This is a genomic window from Pseudofrankia coriaricola, assembly GCF_001854805.1.
Lineage (GTDB): Bacteria > Actinomycetota > Actinomycetes > Frankiales > Frankiaceae > Pseudofrankia.
Map to the genome: position 1 here is coordinate 1 of NZ_MBLO01000260.1, position 19673 is coordinate 19673.

The following is a 19673-nucleotide window of genomic DNA, read 5'->3' on the forward strand; positions in this document are numbered from 1 at the left end:
ACATCGACCAGCGTCCGGCCCGCGAGCGCTTTCCTGAGCACGTCGATGGCCGCCGGCGGAAGGTGCGAGACGTTCGCAATGGTCTCGTTCTTGACCTTTCCGTCTTCCCGGAAGGTACGCCGCACCAGATGCGACACGTACTCCCGCGGCTCGCCGGCCGCGTTCGTCTGCCGACTGACAATCCGGTCCACGTGCATAGCACCCGTTTGCCTCGCCACGAGTCGATGATCCCATCCAGCAAGATCCCGATCAAGCAACCTACTGACTACACTTCGGACAACACAGGCCAAAGTGCCAGGCTGTGCGCGTAGCGATCTTCGAGCACTCGCAAGTTCGGGTTAAGAGATCATCGGTGATTCGTCCGCCAACGCCGGCAGACGTCCATCGGTGCAGGTCAAGGGCGGTTCGGATTCCACGGACGTCCACGTTCGTCCATGGTCGTCCGTCGGCTTGGCTGCCACATTGGCTGCCAGCGCGTGATCCACGCTGTGCTGACCACCGCCTGATCGGATCACTCTCCGCCACCGTCTGCGTGAGGTCGTCAGTCGGCTATGGTCAGGTCGCACCCCCCGAAAGTGCTTGCCGCAATGTCCTGGACCGGTCAGCCGGCGCGGCACCGTTTCGTCGCGGATCGTGGGTTTTAGGCTGTCTACCATGGCTCATGGTGAGCCGGCGGAGGCATCAGCGGGCGGACTCGGTGGGTGAGGTACGCGCCTCCCAAGTGATTGATTAAATTGTCAAGTCGCCGAAGGGTGAGGAACACCTGAGAAAGATCGATCCTGTAGCCAGGGCACAGGAGATGAGGGATCGCGGCACCGACCCACAGGTGCCCTATCCAGGAGCGGACAAGCCTTGGCCTGGCGTCTGTCACGCGATGGGGCACCCGACGTTCTCAAGCTACTCAAGCGTCGTGACCAAGAAGCAGGGTCCCTGTAAAACCTGCGCTCAGATCAACAATTCACGGATTGCGGCCGAGAAGCGGCAGGTGAAGCCAGCCGTCGCGATTGCCAACATCCGTGCTGCCGATGTCGAGCCCCTGGAGCCGTTCCCTGGCACGCAGACAACCTGGAGATGTCGTTGTAACAAGTGTCGTCGCGAGATAAATGTCTGGTACGGCAGCGTTGTCAGCGCGGGTAATGGTGCATGCGAATATTGCTCCCGTGGGGCGCCGATCCCGCCTGACGAAGCTCGTGCCGAAATGCTTGGGTTTGGCTTGCTGCCGCTCGTGCCGTACCCTGGCGCCAATATCGCCTGGCGCTGCCGTTGCTTGAATTGCGGCCAGATCGTTGATCCGTCTCTAACCAATGCTAGGAAGACAAAGCTCAAGTGTCGATTTTGCGCGAAAAGAGCTACTGACCCGGACGTCGCCATGGAAATAATGCGCGATGCCGGCCTAGAACCGCTAACAGCCTTCCCCGGAAGTGTTAAGACGGCTTGGCCGGCGAGGCACATCGTCTGCGGCAAAGTAGTCCAACCGACCCTGGATAAGGTCATCCAAAGGCGCCGGGCTCCATGCGCTCACTGCGCTCAGCACGGCTTTCAGCCCGACAAGCCCGGATATGTATATTTGATTATCCACCAGGGGCTTTGCGCGGCAAAGATTGGAATATACAATGAAGGCACCTCGCGGCTACGCCAACATGAGCGCAGGGGGTGGATCTTGGTTACGCAAGAAATATTGCCAGGGCATCTTGCCATGAAGGCAGAGGATATGGTCCTGGACCGATGGACGGAACTTGGTTTGCCATACGGCGTTACTAGCAAAGATATGCCGCAGGGCGGCTGGACGGAGACCGTCGCTCTAGTCGACCGAGCTCTCAGCGATCTGACGAGTGACTTCATCTGGTCCACAGGGCTGTGTCGTTGACAGGTCGTCCGTCTGCCTGGCTGCCAAGTTGGCCGCTGGCCCGTGGTCCCACCGCGCTGATTAAGGCCCTTTCGGGTCACTCACTGTCGTGACCGCGTTCGACGTCCTCATCACGCATCAGACCAAGACTCGCGTCCATGGTGACTATCATCCTGTGCGGGAGCGCTTCGACGAACGCCGACTGGATGCGGCTTGTGCCTCTTGGAGCTCGGCCGCTTCCCTGCCAGGGTGCGGCACGTTCTGCAGGAGAGGTCGCTGAATTGTGAGTTCTATCAGATTAATACGCCGACGGACATCGGCGTGAAGCTGCGGCAGGCCATTATCTGCGACTATGATTTGCAGATTAGGATACGCCATAGCTAGGATATCTATGCGGTGATATATCCTCTGTCCGGCCGCCAGATCATCTGGAGTATCCCCAAGGCTGGTGCGAGGACTGTCAAGAATCAGCAGCCCTGGCAGCAGAAAATCGGAATCGCTGTTAGAGTATCCAGCATTTGCCAGGTAGTAAGCTACGTTCGCGAGAGTCTTGCTAGCACCGCTAACACTGAGTTTATCAAAAGGGTCGTCATTGATTGCAGGTAGATACGACTGGGTGTCGATGTTTGCATGCTCATAACCTGTAAACCGAAGTTCCCGAATTTCTTCGTCGAATATCTCGCCAAGAACATCGATACGCTGTCTGCGGTCCTCTAGTTCCTGACGGTGCCTGATCTGCTCGGCGCGGTTTTCGTCCACTCTCCGCTGGTAACGTGAAACCTCTAGTTCCTGGCGCTCGTGGTGCCCCCACTGATCTCGGAATCTTTCGATATCACGTAGTCTCGCTCTCGCCCTTTCACGATCGCCCGCGGCAACACTCGCCAGATCGATGCTTGGAAATAGGCGCTCGCTGTCGGCCTGCCGTTCAAGCTCGCCGGCGGCATCATCGAGCTGAAGCCGTAGGTCCTCCAGTCGCTGATTAATGTAGGCCAGCCTTTGTGAATCTTCGGCGAGCAGCGACTGCGCCTCTTCGCGCTGGTTCTTTATACGACGAAGAGTTTGATCGGCATCTTTCCTCTTTACGATAGGCTGGGCTTGCGTACAGAGCAAACAGTGCCCCGGTTCCACCTCGCGATGGTCTAGGCCTTGAAGGCATCGCGGACAAACAGAGAATTCGAGGCCCGATATCGACTGTGCTGCGAAAGTTTCCCGCTGAAGCTGGCGCTCGTCGACGTCGAGTTGCGCCAGTACGCTTTTACCGCTCTCCACTGCCGCATAGGCCGCCGTTCGCTCGGCCTCAAAATCGCCCGCGAGAACTCGCAGCTCGGAGATCCGGTCTCTCAGCGGCTTCTGATCACCGATAACCGAAAATGACGCATTCTCTCGCGCAGCTTGCAGCCGATCATCGGCCTCGGCCAAGTCACGTCGCAGTCGAATCTCTTCAGGCGCAAGTTCATCCTCGCCCGGCGCACCTACCTCGACTAGGAAGTGCCGCACGGCGTCAGCCGCCACTCGTGAGCGGTCTCTTCGCTTCTCCAGATCAGTAAACTCAACCTCAAGCTCTCGTGTTCTGTTGTCGGCCAAACCGTAGACTAGTTCGAAGGCCGCCTTGCGTTTACGGTTCACGAAGGTATCTGTATGCCCGGCAACTGCGCGGTTGACATCGCTCTGCGGAAGATAAATCATTCGCATCACATCAAAGAATGTTAGCGGCTCGCTACCCGTATCATTCTTCTTACTGAGGCGCACCACTGGAATATCGAGCAGTTCAAGGTATTTGATTCCAGCCCTCGGAAGACTTCCCTGTGTGGCTGTCCATCTTTCTACCACTCCATCCGAATCGTTCACGGTGAGTGTATTTTGGCCCATAACTCGGGTTATCGTAAGTCGGGAGTTTCCAATGGTTAGGTCAAGGCTCGCGGCCTGGAGATTCCGCTCGATGGCGGGCATTATTTGTGCGTTACCACCGAGCACAAACTTCATTAGCTCAAGCATGCTGCTTTTGCCGGTCTTGTAACTGCCTGTGACGACGTTTACCCCGGCACGGAAGGTATAGGTGCTTGTGCCCGACGAGGTCACAAGACGCAGCTGGTGCAGCTGCATAGTGCGGGCCATTGTATGCCTCTGATCTCGTCGCGAGTCTATTAGATGGTCGATCGATGTGGACGGTCTACGGCTTCGGGAAGGTGATCGTAAATGAGGTTCTTGAGCCGATTTCCCGAGAGGTTAAACGACTTCGCCAGATAGGTGCATCGGGTGGCGAGAAGCTCCCAAGCGGGTTCCGCGGCTATAAGGTCCGATATTTGCCTACCCTTGTCAGTGATCGACAATGAGATGCGACCCTGCCCTGGCCTCGACGCAACTAGACCTGTTCCTAGTAGAAGTCCTACTACAGGGTAGTAACGATCATCCCAAGGGCCATACTTGTATCTAATCATCCTACTTTCGACTGCAAGCCGTTCACTCGGAGTCGGTTGCACGTCATCCGGCATCTCAAAAGAAAGAGCGGTCGCAAGTTTTTCGAGAAAGGCTGGATACCGTAGAAGAAAGTCCAACTTTGCGAGTTTGGTAAGACCGTCTATGCTATGTCCGCTCTCTCGCGTGAAGGCGGAGATCAGCAGGATAATCCTGGCCGCATGGTAATCCAGCCCACTATTCCGTGGGGCTGGCAGTGCTTCCTGAGTTAGTGCCTTCATGCGCTTGCCTCAGCCGAGTCTGCGTCCATCTGTAGCAGAGAAGGCTGGACGTAGGACTGTACTTTGGGCTCAAGAAGCCAAGGCGCATCGTACTGAGGATTAAATCTGTCAGACCACCAGACTTCGCATTCATCGGTGAGTTGATAGATGCAACCCATCAACTCCGGTGCCGAGATGGGGAGTCGGGCCGAAATCTCGTGCGTAAGAAGTTCGGTTAGCGCGCCATGCATTGAGACTCCGTATGCGGCGCCGGGTCTCCGGGTCCTGGTCTCCGCCATAGAAGCCCGATAAAGGACTTCGGCTCGCAACCGGTTGACTTCGTCTTGCAGAGGGCTGGGGACGTCTGGTCGGAAAGTCGCTTCCAATTCGTACCAGCGCCGGCGAAGGCGTGGAGCCGATGCGATCACAGTCGGGCCTAGGCGTCCTGCCCGCAATTTGCGGATCATGTCACTCTCGCCCGGAGCACCAGCAATTCCCGCGTCATTCGGGATAGCAATGCCGCGCTCACGGAGGCGCTCTAGGAGTCGGTGTCGCGAAATGGTGCGTTTCGCTCGGTCCTCACTCGCCGGGTCAGTTGGGGTCATCCAAAGTCCATCGGGCTCATCTGGATTTAGATTCAGGACCGCTTCGGTAACGAGATCGTATGCTGCCAGAAAGGCGACACGTGCCATGCCCGCCGCCACCCCTAGGTGTTGCATGACCGGCCTGGCCACGCCCTCGATTGCCTGGGCTCGCATGCTAAACTCGTCGCCGCCTGTGCTGATCATTTGAAGTGAGCCAAGGAACGACTCGGCGTCAGAGATAGCGGCTCCGATACCCTCGCTCAAAAGACCGGCATATTGCGAGATACGCTGTTCTCGGTCCGCAGTTATGGGGAGTGCGAGCAGTCGAGCCAGCTCCTTCACCTGGTCGTCACCAGGCTTGAGACCACCGTTGGTAACCCAACGGCAGGTGTGGAAATAGCCGCTGGCTGCCCACCGCTCGTACAGGACTTTGAATCCGCCGCGCTTCGGCAGGTCTGCCAGCGCCCACGGCCCTTGGTCGGCGGACCGATGTTTGACTGACACGAGGCAGTGAGGGTGACCCCCGTCGGGTCCAGCGCATACGAAGTCCGCGTGCCACTCGCAGATGATCCACGGCCTAGGCGTGACGAGCATCATCAGGCACTCTTGTGCCGTCAGGGCGTACTGGTACGCGTACCACCGTGCGGTTTCGTGGCCACGGTCTTCCACCGGACGGTCCGTCAGCCCGGGATCGCCCCCGGCCGGCTGGTGATCGAGCACGGCGGAATGCTAGACGCAGATCACTTGCTGTGTCTACGTTCGCGCTCTGCGGAAGCAGTCGGAAGTAGGGAAGTAGGAACCAGAATGGGTGCGCGACGCGCCGGCGAGCACGGCGCGCCAGCGCCGCGCGCAGCCGTCGCGCGGCGCGGTCGTCGTCACAGGCTCCTTGATCGCAGAACGGGCTTTTCGGCAACGCGCGAGCCTCGGCGAGCCTCGGGCGCTGCCCGGTCTCGGGACATGCTTGACATGTCGGTTCCACCAGATGCTTGACGGCCATCTCCGCAGGCGGACTGGCATGCAGGCGTGTTCAGCCCGCAGCGGTGGTCCTCGACTACTTGACCCACCGGCTCGGCGCAACCCGCTGGTCATCAGGTGGGGGTGCGGAGGGCCACGCGGTGGCCAATAGGCATCAGGCACCGGCACCGCAGTCTCCATCGTCAGGGGAGACCGACGCGCGACGTTGGCATGAGCGCAGGTGACGGCAGGCGCAGCGCCGATCCACTTCTCGAGCAGTTGAAGACCGCGAGGCACTAGCGGGCCGGTAAGGAGCACGCCGCCACAGTGCCGCTGGTCCGCGACCAGGTCCCCTCCACGCCGTCACGCCCAGTGGAGGGTCGCCAGAGCAGTCGGTGGCCGTCAAGATCGTCACCGTCAGGACGGCATCACCCTGGCATCAGAAGTACGAGTCTGCGATCTTCACGACCAAGATCTCAATGCAAATCTGCAGGTCAGGCTGGGTGGGGCGGGTGGGGCTCGAACCCACGACCGGAGGATTATGAGTCCCCTGCTCTGACCGGCTGAGCTACCGCCCCAGACTGACGTAGCGTACCGACTACAGCCGTGTCGTGTCGTACCGGCTCGTCAACGGTCGTGCGTGGGGGAGTACTGCCCGCTCGGCTGGACGCTGGGCACTGGTTCGTGCCGTTGCCGGGTTTCGAGATCGGCGAGTTCGACGCCTGTTTCTCTGGCCACGCTGTCCCGGGACCGTCCGATCTCCTTGGCCTGAAGTGGCTATCGGTGACCCGTTTGGCGTGGGAGTTGGGCCGGCGTGAGTGCGGTAACCATGATCGCCCGCCTTGGGCTGTTGGAGGCCGGGCGGCGACGAGCCGGGCGCCGAGGATGGTCTGGATCAAGGATCTGCCCGACGTTCACGGATCCGACTGGGCAGGTCGCTCGGTGCTCCTCCGGCCTCGCTCCTCCGGGCGGGCGTCGGATCTACCGGGTTCGCCGGAACCGGACCCAGGTCCGCTAGCTGCGGTGGCCGGCGTGGGCAAGTTCGGGGGCTGCCTGGCCGGCTCGCTGGCGCCGGCGGGCCAGGAGGGCGTCCGCGAGCGCGTCCGCACGCTCCATGTCGTCGAGGGTGGCCCGGGATCGCCCGTCCACCGCCATGATGGCGGCAAGCAGCTCCGCTGACAGTCTCGTCCGCGCCGCCATCCGGGCCACGCTCGGTGGCAGGTCGGTCGGAGGTCGGACCGCGAGGGGCCGGGGATCGGTGTCGATCTGCGACGGGAGCCGGCGGTCAGGCCCGACCCGGCCTTCGTGGGTGATGCGAGCGCGTGACCGGACCCCGAGGAGATCGAACATATATTCGATCCTGGCGACGGCAGATCATGCTGTCAAGTGACGCGGACGACAGGCTACGACACATCCTCGGTCCACGTGACCGCGCGCCGCGGCCGACCCGGTTGGATCGCTTCTGCCCTGGTCGGGGGCTGTCTCGGCGCGGCCGACACCGGCAGCGCCGGACGGTGACCTGCGTCGGGAGCCGGATGGGCGCTCACTGCTCGAACCGAGCATCGGTCGCCGCCGCTGGGAAGGTTCTCCGCCGGGAGGGCTCCTTCCCGTTGGCACGCGTTGCTGCCCCGGCCAGCGGCCAGCGGCCAGCGGCCGCAGGCCCGCTCCGGCCGGCGCCCACCCGCCCGTGTGCCCATCTGCCCGCCCTCCCGCCCTCCCGTGCGGCCGTGCCGCCAGTGTGGGGCCGCCTTCCCTGCGGCCGTGCGTCAGGCTGCCTGCCCGCGCGGCCGGGATCTATATCCGTTTGCGGGCGATCCGTCGTGTCTGCCAGCGTCAGGACGCATGACCGTTCCGGAGGGATTCGAGCTTGACGACGATCGGGGCCGGGTCGACCGCGACGCTGTCTGGGCGTTTCTGTCGACGGGCGCCTACTGGGGCCGGTGGCGGGAACGCGCGCACGTGGAAGCTCAGCTCGACGGCGCCTGGCGGGTCGTCGGCGTCTACGAGACGAGGACGGGGGATCTGGTGGGCTTCGCCCGGGCCATCTCGGACGGCGTCTCGCTCGCCTACCTCGCGGATGTGTTCATCGCGGAACGGGTACGGGGGATGGGGCTGGGTAAGGCGCTGGTGACGGCAATGATCGATGACGGTCCAGGCGCCAGCTTCCGGTGGCTGCTGCACACCGCGGACGCGCATGGGCTGTACCTGCAGCACGGCTTCGGCCCGCCCGATGAGACGTACCTGGAACGAAGGGCACGACGTTAGGACCCTTCCCGTAGATCTCGTCAGGGCGGCGGCGGGTCGCCGGCGCCAGTTCGCATTTCCAGCTGGCGATCACCGGCGCCCGGCTGGCGAGGCTTGGCGCATGATTACCAGGTCGGTACGCCGACCGGCGTCACGCGCCCTGATTCGTCGAATTTGTGCAATCCCGGTCCGCGATCTATGCGACTCACCGGCTCCAGAAACATCGAAGATTGCCGGCTGGGCATGCGAACCGGACCTCGGCGCTCGGTCGACGATGATCCACGGGAAATCGGTCTGGGGCGGCGTCAGGGGAGGAGCGCGACCGACGGTTCGGGCCGAGGAGGGAGTGGCGGGGGTGGCGGGGCTCACCGCCGCGCGGGCGGCCGAGGCCGGCTCGGGTCACGAAACTAGACGACGTCTGACTTTGTCGACTACCGTGAGCCCTATCACGTGATGTTGGGTGTGCTTGGGAGGATGTGATCGCCTTGTCGCGGTCGATCGAGTTTCCCGTCTTCGACGCGGACAACCACATGTACGAGACCACCGACGCGTTCACGAAGTACCTGCCGGCCGAGTACGACGGGCTCGTGAAGTACGTCCAGGTGGGTAACCGGACGAAGATCGCCCTGCGCGGGCAGATCAGTGAGTACATCCCGAACCCGACGTTCAACGTCGTCGCGCCGCCCGGGGCCCAGGAGCTTGAGTTCCGGCTGAAGAACCCGTCGTCGAAGACAAAGGCCGGTGACATCCAGGCCGCCCCGCCGCCGCGGTACGTGCCGTCGATCCCGGCGTACTTCAACCCGGCGGACCGGCTCGAGCTGATGAACGAGTTGAGCATCGACCGGGCGATGATGTGGCCGACGCTGGCGAGCCTGCTCGAGGAGCGCCTCGCGGACGACCCGGAGGCCACGGTCATCGTGGTCCGCGCGCTCAACCGGTGGATGCACGAGCACTGGACGTTCGACTACGAGAACCGAATCTTCCCGACGCCGGTCATCACGCTGCCGATCCTCGACGAGGCGTTGCGCGAGCTGGACTGGGTGATCGAGCACGGGGCGCGCGCGATCCTGGTCCGCCCGGCGCCCGTGCCCGGCTACCGCGGGCAGCGCCGCTCCTTCGCGCTGCCCGAGTTCGACCCGTTCTGGAAGCGGGTCGAGGAGGCCGGCATCGTCGTCGGCATGCACGCCTCGGACGACGGCTTCCAGCGCTACCTGAACGACTGGGAGGGCGCGGGCGCCGAGTTCCTGCCGTTCAAGTCTCGGCGGACCGCGTTCGCCGAGCTGGTGATGAGTGAGCACCGCGTCATCAAGGACGTGATCGCCTCGATCCTCGGGCACGGCCTGGCCACCCGGTTCCCGGGGCTGCGTTTCCTGCCGGTCGAGAACGGCAGCTCCTGGGTCCGCCCGCTGGTGACGCAGCTGGAGAAGCTCTACCAGCGCAACCCGGGCCTGTTCGACGAGGACCCGATGGTCGCCTGGCACCGCTGCGTCTACGTCCACCCGTTCCATGAGGAGGACGTGCTCGGGCTGGTCAAGGTGCTCGGCGCGGACAACGTCGTGTTCGGCTCCGACTATCCGCACCCGGAGGGCCTGTTCGACCCGGTGACGTTCGTCGACGAGCTCGACAGCCTGACCGCCGACGAGCAGCGCAAGATCATGGGTGGCAACCTCGCCACGCTGATGGGGATCGACCCGCTCGCGAAGGTCCTGTAGACCGCGGGCCGGTGGCGCCGCCACCACCACCCGTTGTCGCGGGCGGGCGATCCCGCGCGGCTCACCAGATCGGGTAGGGGCCCGCGTGTCGAGAACTGACGGACCGTGGTTCTCGACGCGCGGGCGCCGCCCACTGACGGCCGTTATCTGCCGGCCCCCAACCGCCGGACCCAACTACCGGCACCCGGCCAGCCGCTGACCACCGGCCGCCGGCCGCCGGCCGCCAGTGTTGGCGCTCAGGGCGGCGCACGACGTTCACGGGGCCGCCGCCCTGACCGGAGCGCCGTCGAGCAGATCGGTGAAGCCGCCGGGCGCGTAGGCGCCGATGACCAGCTGTTCGAGCACGCCCAGACCGGTCCGCTCTCCCCACGTCGCACGCATGACCTGCTGGACGTGGACAGTGTCGAAGGCGAGGGTGTCGAGTTCCGCGGTCCTGTGAGCCTCGCCGTCGACGGCGAGTTCGCCGTGCCATTTCCCGTGGCCCCAGGTGGGGTGCAGGTAGCCGACGCCTCTCATCCGGAATGTGCGGATCGGTTCCAGCTCGACGGTGTCACCCGGGGTGAGAAGAATCGTGGCCCCCTGCGCGCGGCGCAGCCCGGGCGCCCACCGCACGTCATGCCGGACGCCGCTGAGCGTCCGGATGCCGGTGTCGGCGCCGAACACCGGTTCCTTGTCGCCGATCACCGGCAGGACCGCCGCCGTCTCGGACCACGGGACGCCGAGTGCGTCCTCGAATCGCAGGTAGTGCAGGCATACGTCGGCGAAGTTCAGCGGTGCCCACAGGAAGAAGATCTGCGGCAGGGCATGGCGCGGTGCGGCGGGTACCGGGTCGCCGACGCCGCGGATTCCCCAGGAGCGGTCCTTCGTGCCGTAGGTGGGCGCCGACAGCGGGATATCCTGCCCGCCGGCCGAGAGCGTGCCGGCCCAGGTGACCAGCTGGGTGGCGCGGGTGACGTCCATGGTCAGCTGGGTGCCGACGTGGCGGGTCTGGCGCGGCTCCTCATAGGCGGGAGTGCGGGCCGTGGCAGTCAGGTCCGCGACGAGGCCGTGCTCCGGAGCATTGACGACGACGCGGTTGACCCGCATCGGCTCGACGATCTCGATGGTGATCGGGCCTACGCTCGTCCGGGTGCGGTCCAGCGGGATGCGCCCGGAGGCGAACACCGACCGCTGCATGCCGTCGGCCACGACGCTGAACGCGGCGTCGATGATGCCCCGGTTCGGGTATAAGCCCAGCGCGACCGCGAAGTACATGTTCTCGTCGTAGCCGTTGAACCAGAACCGGTCGTACTGGTCGGGGTGGCCGTCGCCGGCGTGTGCGAGCGGCAGCGCGGTCTGGTGGACCGGGTAGTCGTCAAAAGGAATGAGCATGGCGAGTTCCTCTCGGCGTCAGAGGGCATGTCGACGTCGGCGGGCATGGCCGTCGGGCGTCGCGGGCGTCGCGGGTGTCGCGCCAGAAGCATGCCCCGCCGGTGCGCCGGCCACATACATCTAGACATTATTGGACCTGCTGGCTAGCATCGCCGCAATGATGAAGCTCCCGGGCCGCTGATGAGGAGCCGGTGATGGACGGCCGCGCCCCGGCCGGGCTCGCCGAGGGGGCGGGCCGGTGGACGTTCGGCCTGGAGCCGTTGCCCGAGGCGGCCGACGCCGCGGCACGGCTGCGCCGCGTCGCCGGTCTCGTTCTCGCGCTCGAGCGGCCCGCCGCGGCCCTCGACGAGCTGCTCGGCGCGCTGGACCGCGCGGAACGGGCGCTGTCGCGGTGCGTGCCGGCGGACCCGGCGCCCAGGGTCGGGCCCGCGGCGGACGGCGACGGGCGGCCGTACGTCGATCATTCACGGCACATCGGGGCGTTCAACGCCTGCTTCCCCGAGTACACGATCGAGGTGGACGGCGGCCGCGCGACCGGCACCGTGAACTTTCCGGTCGTGTACGAAGGCCCGCCGGGCCTCGTCCACGGCGGCTTTCTCGCGTTGTTCTTCGACGCGGCGATCCAGCATCACAACTGCGAGGTCGGCGAGGCGGGCAAGACGGCCGGCCTCGAGCTGCGCTACCGGCGGCCGACGCCGTTGCTCACCGATCTGAGTTTTGAGCTGACCCGGACGGTGGAGGGGACGCGTATCCGTTCGACGGGGCGGCTCCTGGCCGGGCACGTGGTGCTGTGCGACGCGCGGGTGGACGCCGTCCGTGGCCAGCGCTCCCGGCTGCCTGCCGTATCCCCGCGCCGGGCGTCATGACGACATCCCCGCGCCGGACGCCGTGACGATTGGGTGGCGCCGCTCACACGGCTGCTGATTCAGTGACAAGACGAGCTTCGTAGGACCTCGCCCCTCGCCCTTCGTGGGAGTGCCATGCAGACCGAGCAGCAGATCGAGCACCCGAAACGGTTCGCCGCGTCCGCGCCCGACCGGCCCGCGGTCATCGTCGGCGACACCACGATCACCTACGCCGAGCTGGACGCGCGGTCGAACCGGCTAGCGCGTGCCTTCCGGGCAGCGGGCCTGAGGACCGGCGACAACGTCGCCGTGCTGATGGAGAACCGGGCCGAGTACTTCGAGGTCACCTGGGCCGGGCTGCGCGCCGGCCTGCTGGTCACGCCGATCAACTGGCACCTTTCCACGGCCGAGGCGGCGTACATCATCGCCGACTGCGGCGCCGCCGCTCTGGTGGTGTCCGCGGGCTGCGCCGACGTCGTCGCCGGGCTCGGCGAGGTGGCCCCGAAGTTCCGGCTGGTGGTCGACGGGCAGATCGAGGGGTTCGAGCCCTACGAGCAGGTCGTCGCCGGCCTGCCGTCGTCTCCGCTCGACGACGAGGCCGAGGGCAACTGGATGTTCTACTCGTCTGGCACCACGGGACGACCCAAGGGGATCAAGCCGATCGAGGTCGGCGGCCCGGTCGGCGTGCCCACGGGGTTCACTGCCATGGTCCGCCACCTGTTCGGGGGCGACGAGTCCACCGTGTACTTCAGCCCGTCGCCGCTCTACCACGCGGCGCCGTCCGGCTGGGCCGCCGCCGTGCACCGGATCGGAGGCACGGTCGTCGTCGGCCCGCGGTTCGAGCCGGTCGACTTCCTGGAGACGATCCAGCGCCACCGGGTCACCCTCGCCCAGGTCGTCCCGACCCACCTCGTCCGCCTGCTGAGGCTCCCCGAACAGGAGCGGAACCGCTATGACCTGTCCAGCCTGAAGGTTCTCGTCCACGCAGCGGCGCCCTGCCCCGTCGAGGTCAAGCGGGCCGCGCTCGGCTGGCTCGGCCCGGTCATCCACGAGTACTACGCCGGCAGCGAGGGCGTCGGCTTCTGCTACATCGGTCCCGAGGAATGGCTCGCCCACCCGGGTTCCGTCGGCCGCTCGATGCAGGGCGCGGTCCATATCGTCGACGAGCAGGGCGCGGAGGTCGCGGCGGGCACCGACGGCCGGGTGTACTTCGAGCCCGCGAGACGCTTCGAGTACCACGGCGACCCGGAGAAGACCGCATCGGTGTTCGACGAGCGCGGCTGGGCCACCTACGGCGAGATCGGCCATGTCGACGAGGACGGCTACCTCTACCTCACCGACCGCGCCACGAACATGATCGTCTCGGGTGGCGTCAACATCTACCCGCGCGAGATCGAGGACGTCCTGATCCAGCACCCCGATCTCGTCGACGTCACCGTGATCGGCGTCCCGGACGCCGACCTCGGCGAGTCCGTCCGCGCCGTCGTCCAGCCGGCGACCTACCCGCCGGCCGATCCCGCCGCGCTGGAAGCGGAGATCATCGCCTTCTGCCGGGCCCGCATCGCCCGCTTCAAGGCGCCCCGTTCGGTCCGCTTCCTCGCCGAGCTCCCTCGCCTGCCCACCGGCAAGATCGCCCGTCGGCTCCTGCCGCCCGAGGCCAGCGCCTGATCCCTTGGTCGTCGTACTGGTCCCTCAGCGGTCGTGCTGAGGGACCAGCAGGCGTGCTGAGGGATCAGTAGTCGTGCTGCATCAGGTCGATGACGGTCTTCGCGCGCTGCGCGAGCATCACCCGCCCGACGACCGCCATGTGCTCCGCCCAGTGGGCCTCGGCCTCGCTCGCCTCACCGGCCTCGATGAGCGACGCGAGCCTCGCCTGGGAGCGCAGGCCACGCATCCGGACGGCCCCGGTGTCCTTGCCGTCGTCGGGCTGGCTGACCGCCGCGACAGCCCGGGCGACGATCTCCTTGAGCATCTCGGCCACGAGGCTCAGCGTCTGGTTTCCGGCCAGCTCGACGAGGCGCGCGTGGAAGCGCGCGTTGGCCTCGCCGAACGCCACGGGGTCGTCGACCGCCTCCAGCTGCTCGGCGATGAGCCGCCGCAGCTCGGCGGCCGCGGCGCGGCGGGAGCGCGACGACGCGACGAGCCGCGCGGCGACGGGCTCCACCATGCCGCGAGCGTCATAGACGTCCGCGAGCGGCACGTTGCGCGCCTGGAGCACGATCGCCGCCGTGCGTGCCGTCAGGCGCTCGTCGGGCCGATGGACGACGACCCCGCCGAGCACGCCGCGCTTGACGGTGATCAGGCCCTCGGCCTCGAGAATGCGCAGCGCCTCGCGCAGCGACGGGCGCGAGACGCCGAAGCGCTCCACCAGCTCGGGCTCGCGCCCGAGCAGCTCGCCGTCCGCCAGCTCGCCCCGCACGATGAGGCCCCGGAGCTCGTCGGCGATCTGCTGTGGTTTCTCGCGGGGAGGGGCCCGGCCAGTCCCGCGCGCCCGTCTCGGCTCCGCCACCACGATCGACCTTCTCTCCGTCGGCCGCCTGCAGCCGCCGGACGGTCCTGGCACGCGGCACTGACCGCGGCGCTGGCACTGCTCGATGCGTCCAGTCGGTGCGTCCAGGCGCCCTTCGCGGCCCACGCCACGGGACGGGCGAGGCCCGCCGTGACGCTCAGCCTACTGGGGCACCCACGCACTACGGCGCACAGTGCGAACGAGTGCCGCGGCCGTTCGACGAGCCGGAACGCCCCACCCGCGATGACGATCCCGCCGGCCGGCACCCGGAGACCCTGCGCGCCCGCCAGTCGGCGGCGTCGCGAGCCAGGCTATATCTCTAGACATTTAGGGATGGTCTGGATAGCATCGCCGCGGAGGTCGATGCAGTGATCGTCACCACGGTCGGCGCCGGTGACGGGCCACCGTTGACCGCCGCGGACCTGTTGCGCGAGCGGACCGCCCCGCGCGGTGCGCGGGTGCCGCCCGGGCGCGCCGCCGGCACCGACGAGCCGCCTCGGGGGCTGGCCGGACTGCTGTCCGCTCACAAGGCCCCGCGCCGGGTGGCCCCGTCGGCCGGCGGCGCGGTGCCGACGACGCCCAGCCGTGAGATCTACATGCCCGCCCGCAGGGAGCTCTCGCATGCCGTCGGATGAACGCGCGCCGGATGAGCGCATGCCGGGCGAGCGCGTACCGGATGAACGCGCGCCGGGCGAGCCGACCATCCCCGCGCTGCTCGCCGTCCGGCGGCGCCTGGATTCCTCGGTCCAGGCGCTCGTGAGCGACGAGGACGCCATCACCTTCGCCGGGCTCGACGAGGCGAGCCGCCGGCTCGCGGCCCGCCTGGTCGCCGCCGGCGTCGGGCGGGACAGCCGGGTCGGGCTGGTGATGCCGAACGGGATCGACTGGGCGGTTCTCGCGCTGGCGGTGACGCGGGTCGGCGGCGTGCTCGTCCCGCTGTCCACCCTGCTGCGCCCGCCCGAGCTGCTCGCGCAGCTGCGTACCGCCGCGGTCACCGAGCTGGTCGTCGTCCCGCGCTTCCGCGGCCGTGCGTACCTCGACGACCTGGAGGAGGCGGTCCCCGGCCTGACGGAGCAGGTCCGCGGGGGCGCCCCGCACGCCGAGGTCCCGTCGCTGCGACGGCTCTGGCTCTCCGGCGATCTGCCCACCGGCGCGGCGCCCGGCGCGGTGGTCGACGAGCTCGAGAGGTCCGTCCGCCCGGCCGACGACCTGGTCATCCTGTTCACCTCGGGCAGCTCCGGCGGCCCGAAGGGGGTGATCCACACCCATGGCAACGCGCTGCGGGCCGTCGAGTCCGGCCTCGGGGCCCGTCGCATCGGCCGCGGCGAGCGCCTCTACATCCCGATGCCGTTCTTCTGGACGGGCGGCCTCGGCGGCGGCCTGCTCTCGGCCCTCGTCGCCGGCGCGACCCTGCTCACCGAGGCCGAGCCGGAGCCGGCGCGGACGCTGCGTTTCCTGGAGCGCGAGCGGGTCACCCTCTTCCGCGGCTGGCCCGACCAGGCGGCCCGGCTCGCCGCCCATCCGGACTTCGCCACCACGGACCTGTCGTCGCTGCGCCCGGCGAGCCTCGGCGCGGTCCTGCCGCCCGGCCTGCGCGCCGGCCCGGGCGCGCGGGCGAACCTCTTCGGCATGACCGAGACGTTCGGGCCGTACTGCGGCTCGCCGCTCGACACCGACCTGCCCGCGGGCAAGCACGGCAGCTGCGGCCGACCGTTCGCCGGCGTCGAGGTGCGCATCACCGACCCGGGCACCGGCGCACCGCTCCCGCCCGGCACGGAGGGCGAGATCCGGCTGCGCGGGCCGAACCTGATGCGTGGCATCCGCGGCCGCCACCGCGCCGACGTGTTCGACGCGGACGGGTTCTACCCGACGGCCGACGCCGGTGTGCTCGATGAGGACGGCTACCTGTGGTACCGGGGCCGGCTCGACGACATGTTCAAGGTCAAAGGCGCGACGGTGTACCCGCTGGAGGTCGAGGCGGCGCTGCGCGCCCTGCCGGGAGTCCGCGAGGCGTTCGTCACCGATGTGGCCGGCGAGGCGGGTGGCAGGCAGGTGGCGGCGCTCGTCGTCGCCGCGCTACCCGAGGGCGAGAACCGCCGGGACGGCCCGGACGGCCCGGACGGCCCGGACGGCCGGGCCGGGCCGGACGGTCTGGACCGCGCGGACGACCGCCAGGGGGCCGGTCGGGATGGCCGGGACGGCTGGCACGGCCGGGCTGGCCTGGTCGAGCAGGCCAGGGCCCGGCTGAGCAGCTTCAAGGTCCCGACCCGGTGGCTCGTCGTGAACGATCCCCACGACGTGCCGCGGCTGGCCAGCGGAAAGGTCGACGGCGGCGCGCTTCGCCGGCTCCTGCAGGAGAAGGGAGCCTGAGATCCCAGAGGTAGGGCCAACGTGAAGGCCGTCGACTGCCTCGGGACACCCGGCACCGCTCAGGGCAATATGTATAAAATATATAGGCGGGTGCTAGTGGCGGGCGTGGGCGGCGCCGGTGGGGCCCGGACGCTCGCGGGCGCGTGCTCGCCGAGCTCACCACAGGAGAGGGACATCAGGTGGAGCTGAATGGTCTGCGGGCGCTCGTCGTGGGCGGCGCCTCCGGCATGGCCAGGGCCACGGCCGAGCTGGTCGTCGCGCGCGGCGGCCGGGTGGCGATCCTCGACCGTCCGGCGAGCGCCGGCCAGGCGGTCGCGGACGAGCTGAAGGGCACCTTCCACGCCTGCGACGTCACCGACTTCGCGGGCATGGAGGGTGTCATCGAGGCGGCCGTCGCCGCGCTCGACGGGATCGACGTCGCCGTGAACACGGCCGGGGGAGCGACCCCGGGCCGCACGATCGGCAAGGACGGTCCCATGCCCATCGAAACCTTCCAAAAAATCATCGACCTCAACCTGATCGGCACCTTCAACGTCGCCCGCCTTGCCGCCTGGCACATGAGCAAGAACGAGCCGAACGCGGACGGCGAGCGCGGAGCGATCATCAACACCGCGTCCATCGCCGCGTTCGAGGGCCAGATCGGCCAGATCGCCTACACCGCGGCGAAGGGCGGCGTGGCCGCCATGAGCCTCACCATGGCCCGGGAGCTCGGCTCCCTCGGCATCCGCGTGAACGCGATCGCACCGAGCCTGTTCCACACCGGGCTGACCAAGGGCATTCCCGAGGAATACGAGAAGGTCCTCACGAAGGACGCCGCGTTCCCGAAGCGGATGGGGCGCCCGGAGGAGTTCGCCCGCCTGGCGGTGGGCATCATCGAGAACCCGATGCTCAACGGCCAGACCATCCGCCTGGACGGCGGCCAGCGCTTCGCGCCGAAGTAGGCCGCGCCGCCGCGGTGGCGGTGACCGGGCATCCGGCCGCCGCCGGCCGCCGCCGCCGGCCGCCGCCACCGGCCGCAGGCCACCACCACCCCGGCCACCGGCGCCCGTGGCCGCGACCCGCGCCGGGCTCGGCCCGTGCCGCGTGGCCACGGTCGCGTCAGCCGCCGTGCCTGCCAGCGTCGCCCAGGCCCGTCGCCGCGGTCCCGCCGGCTCCATCCGATTGAAAATGTATAGATCTATGGCTTAGGCTTCTGGGCGGCCGGCCAGGCGGCCGGTGGCGGGGCCTCGTGGGACGACGGCCGACGGGAGTGGGTGCGGGTCGTGACGCCGTTCATGTTTTCCGACGAGCAGCGGGACCTGCGCCGGGCGGTGCGCGCGTTCCTCGAGGCGGCCTCCCCCGAGCCGGAGGTGCGCCGGCTGATGGAGACGCCCCAGGGCTACGACCCGGCGGTGTGGGCGCGGCTGGCGGGCGAGCTCGACCTCGTGGGCCTCGCGGTTCCCGCCGAGTTCGGCGGCAGCGGCGCAAGCTTCGTCGAGGTGGCGCTCGTCTGTGAGGAGATGGGCCGCCGGCTGCTCTGCGCGCCGTACTTCTCGACGGCGGTACTGGCCGTCGCCGCACTGCTGCGCTCGGGCGACGCGGCCGCGCAGAAGGCGTGGCTTCCGGGCATCGCGGCCGGCGAGACTGTCGCGACGGTGGCGCTCGCGGAGGAGAACGGGCGCTGGGACGCGGGCGAGGTCGCCGCCGTCGCGACGCCCGCCGGCGACGGCTGGACGATCACCGGCACCAAGCACTACGTCCTCGACGGGCACACCGCCGACCTGCTGCTCGTCGCCGCCCGAACCGGCGCGGGCGTGTCCCTGTTCGCCGTCCCCGGCGCCGCCGCCGGCCTCACCCGCATCCCACTGCTGACCCTCGACCAGACCCGCCGCCTCGCGCGCGTCGAGCTCGCCGCCACCCCCGCGTCGCTCGTCGGCGAGGACGGGGCGGGCTGGCCGGTCCTCGAGCACGTGCTGGACCTCGCGGCCGTGGCGCTCGCCGCCGAACAGGCCGGCGGCGCCCAGGTCGCGCTTGACATGGCGGTCCAGTACGCCAAGGACCGAGTCCAGTTCGGCCGGCCGATCGGTTCCTTCCAGGCGGTCAAGCACCGCTGCGCGGACATGCTGCTCGAGGTCGAGTCGGCGCGCTCGGCCGCGTACTACGCCGCCTGGTGCGCGGCCGAGGGGGACGACGCGGAGCTGGCCAAGGTCGCCGCGGTGGCGAAGGCCTACTGCTCCGACGCCTACACCCAGGTCACCGCCGACAACATCCAGGTCCACGGCGGCATCGGCTTCACCTGGGAGCACCCGGCCCACCTGTACTTCCGCCGTGCCAAGTCCGACGAGCTGCTCTTCGGTGCCCCGTCGGCCTGGCGTGACCGCCTCGCCAGCCGCGTCGGCCTGTAACGAGCGTCCAGGCCGGCGCCGCGACCACGGGGTCGGAGCCGCGGCGCCGACCTGGACGGGGCCCAGGTCGCCAACCAGGCGCCGATACACGCTTGGCCACATTGCGTAGTCGAATGCGTACGGCTGAACGGGCCGCTGAGGGACGATCGCGGTCGGGCCGGTGCCCGCCCCTAGGCCGG

13 protein-coding genes and 1 tRNA gene are annotated in these 19673 nt (G+C 67.8%); 8 read left to right on the forward strand and 6 right to left on the reverse strand.

Features of this window, described 5'->3' with window-relative positions; all coding sequences use genetic code 11:
• The 4 genes from BCD48_RS39205 to BCD48_RS39220 all read right to left on the reverse strand — a co-directional run.
• The coding region (locus BCD48_RS39205; RefSeq protein ID WP_071053466.1) for an IS1634 family transposase N-terminal domain-related protein at positions 1-197 on the reverse strand (197 nt) is incomplete at its 3' end.
• A gap of 1817 nt (positions 198-2014) precedes the next feature.
• On the reverse strand, positions 2015-3949 hold the full coding sequence (locus BCD48_RS50920; protein WP_131804198.1) for a hypothetical protein: 1935 nt from the start codon (positions 3947-3949) through the stop codon (positions 2015-2017).
• Positions 3950-6563: 2614 nt separating this feature from the next.
• Positions 6564-6637, reverse strand: a tRNA-Ile gene (locus BCD48_RS39215).
• A gap of 436 nt (positions 6638-7073) precedes the next feature.
• Positions 7074-7409, reverse strand: a complete 336-nt coding sequence (locus tag BCD48_RS39220) for a hypothetical protein (RefSeq protein ID WP_071053467.1) — start codon at positions 7407-7409, stop codon at positions 7074-7076.
• Positions 7410-7901: 492 nt separating this feature from the next.
• On the opposite strand from BCD48_RS39220, the gene BCD48_RS39225 reads away from it, so the two are divergent.
• Positions 7902-8324 carry a GNAT family N-acetyltransferase gene (locus BCD48_RS39225; protein ID WP_071053468.1) on the forward strand — a complete coding sequence of 141 codons (423 nt, stop codon included), beginning with the start codon at positions 7902-7904 and terminating at the stop codon, positions 8322-8324.
• Between the two features lie 464 nt (positions 8325-8788).
• Positions 8789-10015, forward strand: a complete 1227-nt coding sequence (locus tag BCD48_RS39230) for an amidohydrolase family protein (protein WP_083419897.1) — start codon at positions 8789-8791, stop codon at positions 10013-10015.
• Between the two features lie 255 nt (positions 10016-10270).
• Here the strand turns inward: BCD48_RS39230 and BCD48_RS39235 are convergent, their stop codons facing one another.
• Entirely contained in the window at positions 10271-11386 is a 1116-nt protein-coding gene (locus BCD48_RS39235; RefSeq protein WP_071053469.1) for an Rv3169 family protein, read from the reverse strand.
• A gap of 194 nt (positions 11387-11580) precedes the next feature.
• On the opposite strand from BCD48_RS39235, the gene BCD48_RS39240 reads away from it, so the two are divergent.
• Positions 11581-12252, forward strand: coding sequence for a PaaI family thioesterase (locus BCD48_RS39240; protein WP_071053470.1), 672 nt, complete (start codon positions 11581-11583; stop codon positions 12250-12252).
• 114 nt (positions 12253-12366) lie between these two features.
• Complete coding sequence (locus tag BCD48_RS39245; protein ID WP_071053471.1) at positions 12367-13899, forward strand: acyl-CoA synthetase; 1533 nt, start codon at positions 12367-12369, stop codon at positions 13897-13899.
• A 64-nt stretch (positions 13900-13963) separates the two neighbouring features.
• Here the strand turns inward: BCD48_RS39245 and BCD48_RS39250 are convergent, their stop codons facing one another.
• Positions 13964-14743, reverse strand: coding sequence for a FadR/GntR family transcriptional regulator (locus tag BCD48_RS39250; protein WP_083419893.1), 780 nt, complete (start codon positions 14741-14743; stop codon positions 13964-13966).
• 365 nt (positions 14744-15108) lie between these two features.
• Here BCD48_RS39250 and BCD48_RS39255 point away from each other — a divergent pair, with 365 nt between their 5' ends.
• The 4 genes from BCD48_RS39255 to BCD48_RS39270 all read left to right on the forward strand — a co-directional run bounded on the left by BCD48_RS39255 (position 15109) and on the right by BCD48_RS39270 (position 19494).
• The gene (locus BCD48_RS39255; protein WP_071053472.1) at positions 15109-15375 is read left to right on the forward strand and encodes a hypothetical protein; all 267 of its coding nucleotides are present in this window, start codon (positions 15109-15111) and stop codon (positions 15373-15375) included.
• The gene (locus tag BCD48_RS39260) at positions 15362-17110 is read left to right on the forward strand and encodes a class I adenylate-forming enzyme family protein (RefSeq protein ID WP_083419894.1); all 1749 of its coding nucleotides are present in this window, start codon (positions 15362-15364) and stop codon (positions 17108-17110) included. Before BCD48_RS39255 ends, BCD48_RS39260 begins: the two co-directional genes overlap by 14 nt.
• Before the next feature lie 179 nt (positions 17111-17289).
• Positions 17290-18051 carry an SDR family oxidoreductase gene (locus tag BCD48_RS39265; protein ID WP_071053473.1) on the forward strand — a complete coding sequence of 254 codons (762 nt, stop codon included), beginning with the start codon at positions 17290-17292 and terminating at the stop codon, positions 18049-18051.
• Between the two features lie 333 nt (positions 18052-18384).
• The gene (locus tag BCD48_RS39270) at positions 18385-19494 is read left to right on the forward strand and encodes an acyl-CoA dehydrogenase family protein (protein WP_071053483.1); all 1110 of its coding nucleotides are present in this window, start codon (positions 18385-18387) and stop codon (positions 19492-19494) included.
• Positions 19495-19673 lie beyond the last annotated feature (179 nt).

Coding starts and splice junctions, on each gene's coding strand:
- BCD48_RS50920 (WP_131804198.1), bottom strand. CDS start 3,949: ATGCAGCTGCACCAGCTGCGTCTTGTGACCTCGTCGGGCACAAGCACC.
- BCD48_RS39245 (WP_071053471.1), top strand. CDS start 12,367: ATGCAGACCGAGCAGCAGATCGAGCACCCGAAACGGTTCGCCGCGTCC.
- BCD48_RS39260 (WP_083419894.1), top strand. CDS start 15,362: ATGCCGTCGGATGAACGCGCGCCGGATGAGCGCATGCCGGGCGAGCGC.
- BCD48_RS39225 (WP_071053468.1), top strand. CDS start 7,902: ATGACCGTTCCGGAGGGATTCGAGCTTGACGACGATCGGGGCCGGGTC.
- BCD48_RS39235 (WP_071053469.1), bottom strand. CDS start 11,386: ATGCTCATTCCTTTTGACGACTACCCGGTCCACCAGACCGCGCTGCCG.
- BCD48_RS39270 (WP_071053483.1), top strand. CDS start 18,385: ATGTTTTCCGACGAGCAGCGGGACCTGCGCCGGGCGGTGCGCGCGTTC.
- BCD48_RS39240 (WP_071053470.1), top strand. CDS start 11,581: ATGGACGGCCGCGCCCCGGCCGGGCTCGCCGAGGGGGCGGGCCGGTGG.
- BCD48_RS39220 (WP_071053467.1), bottom strand. CDS start 7,409: ATGTTCGATCTCCTCGGGGTCCGGTCACGCGCTCGCATCACCCACGAA.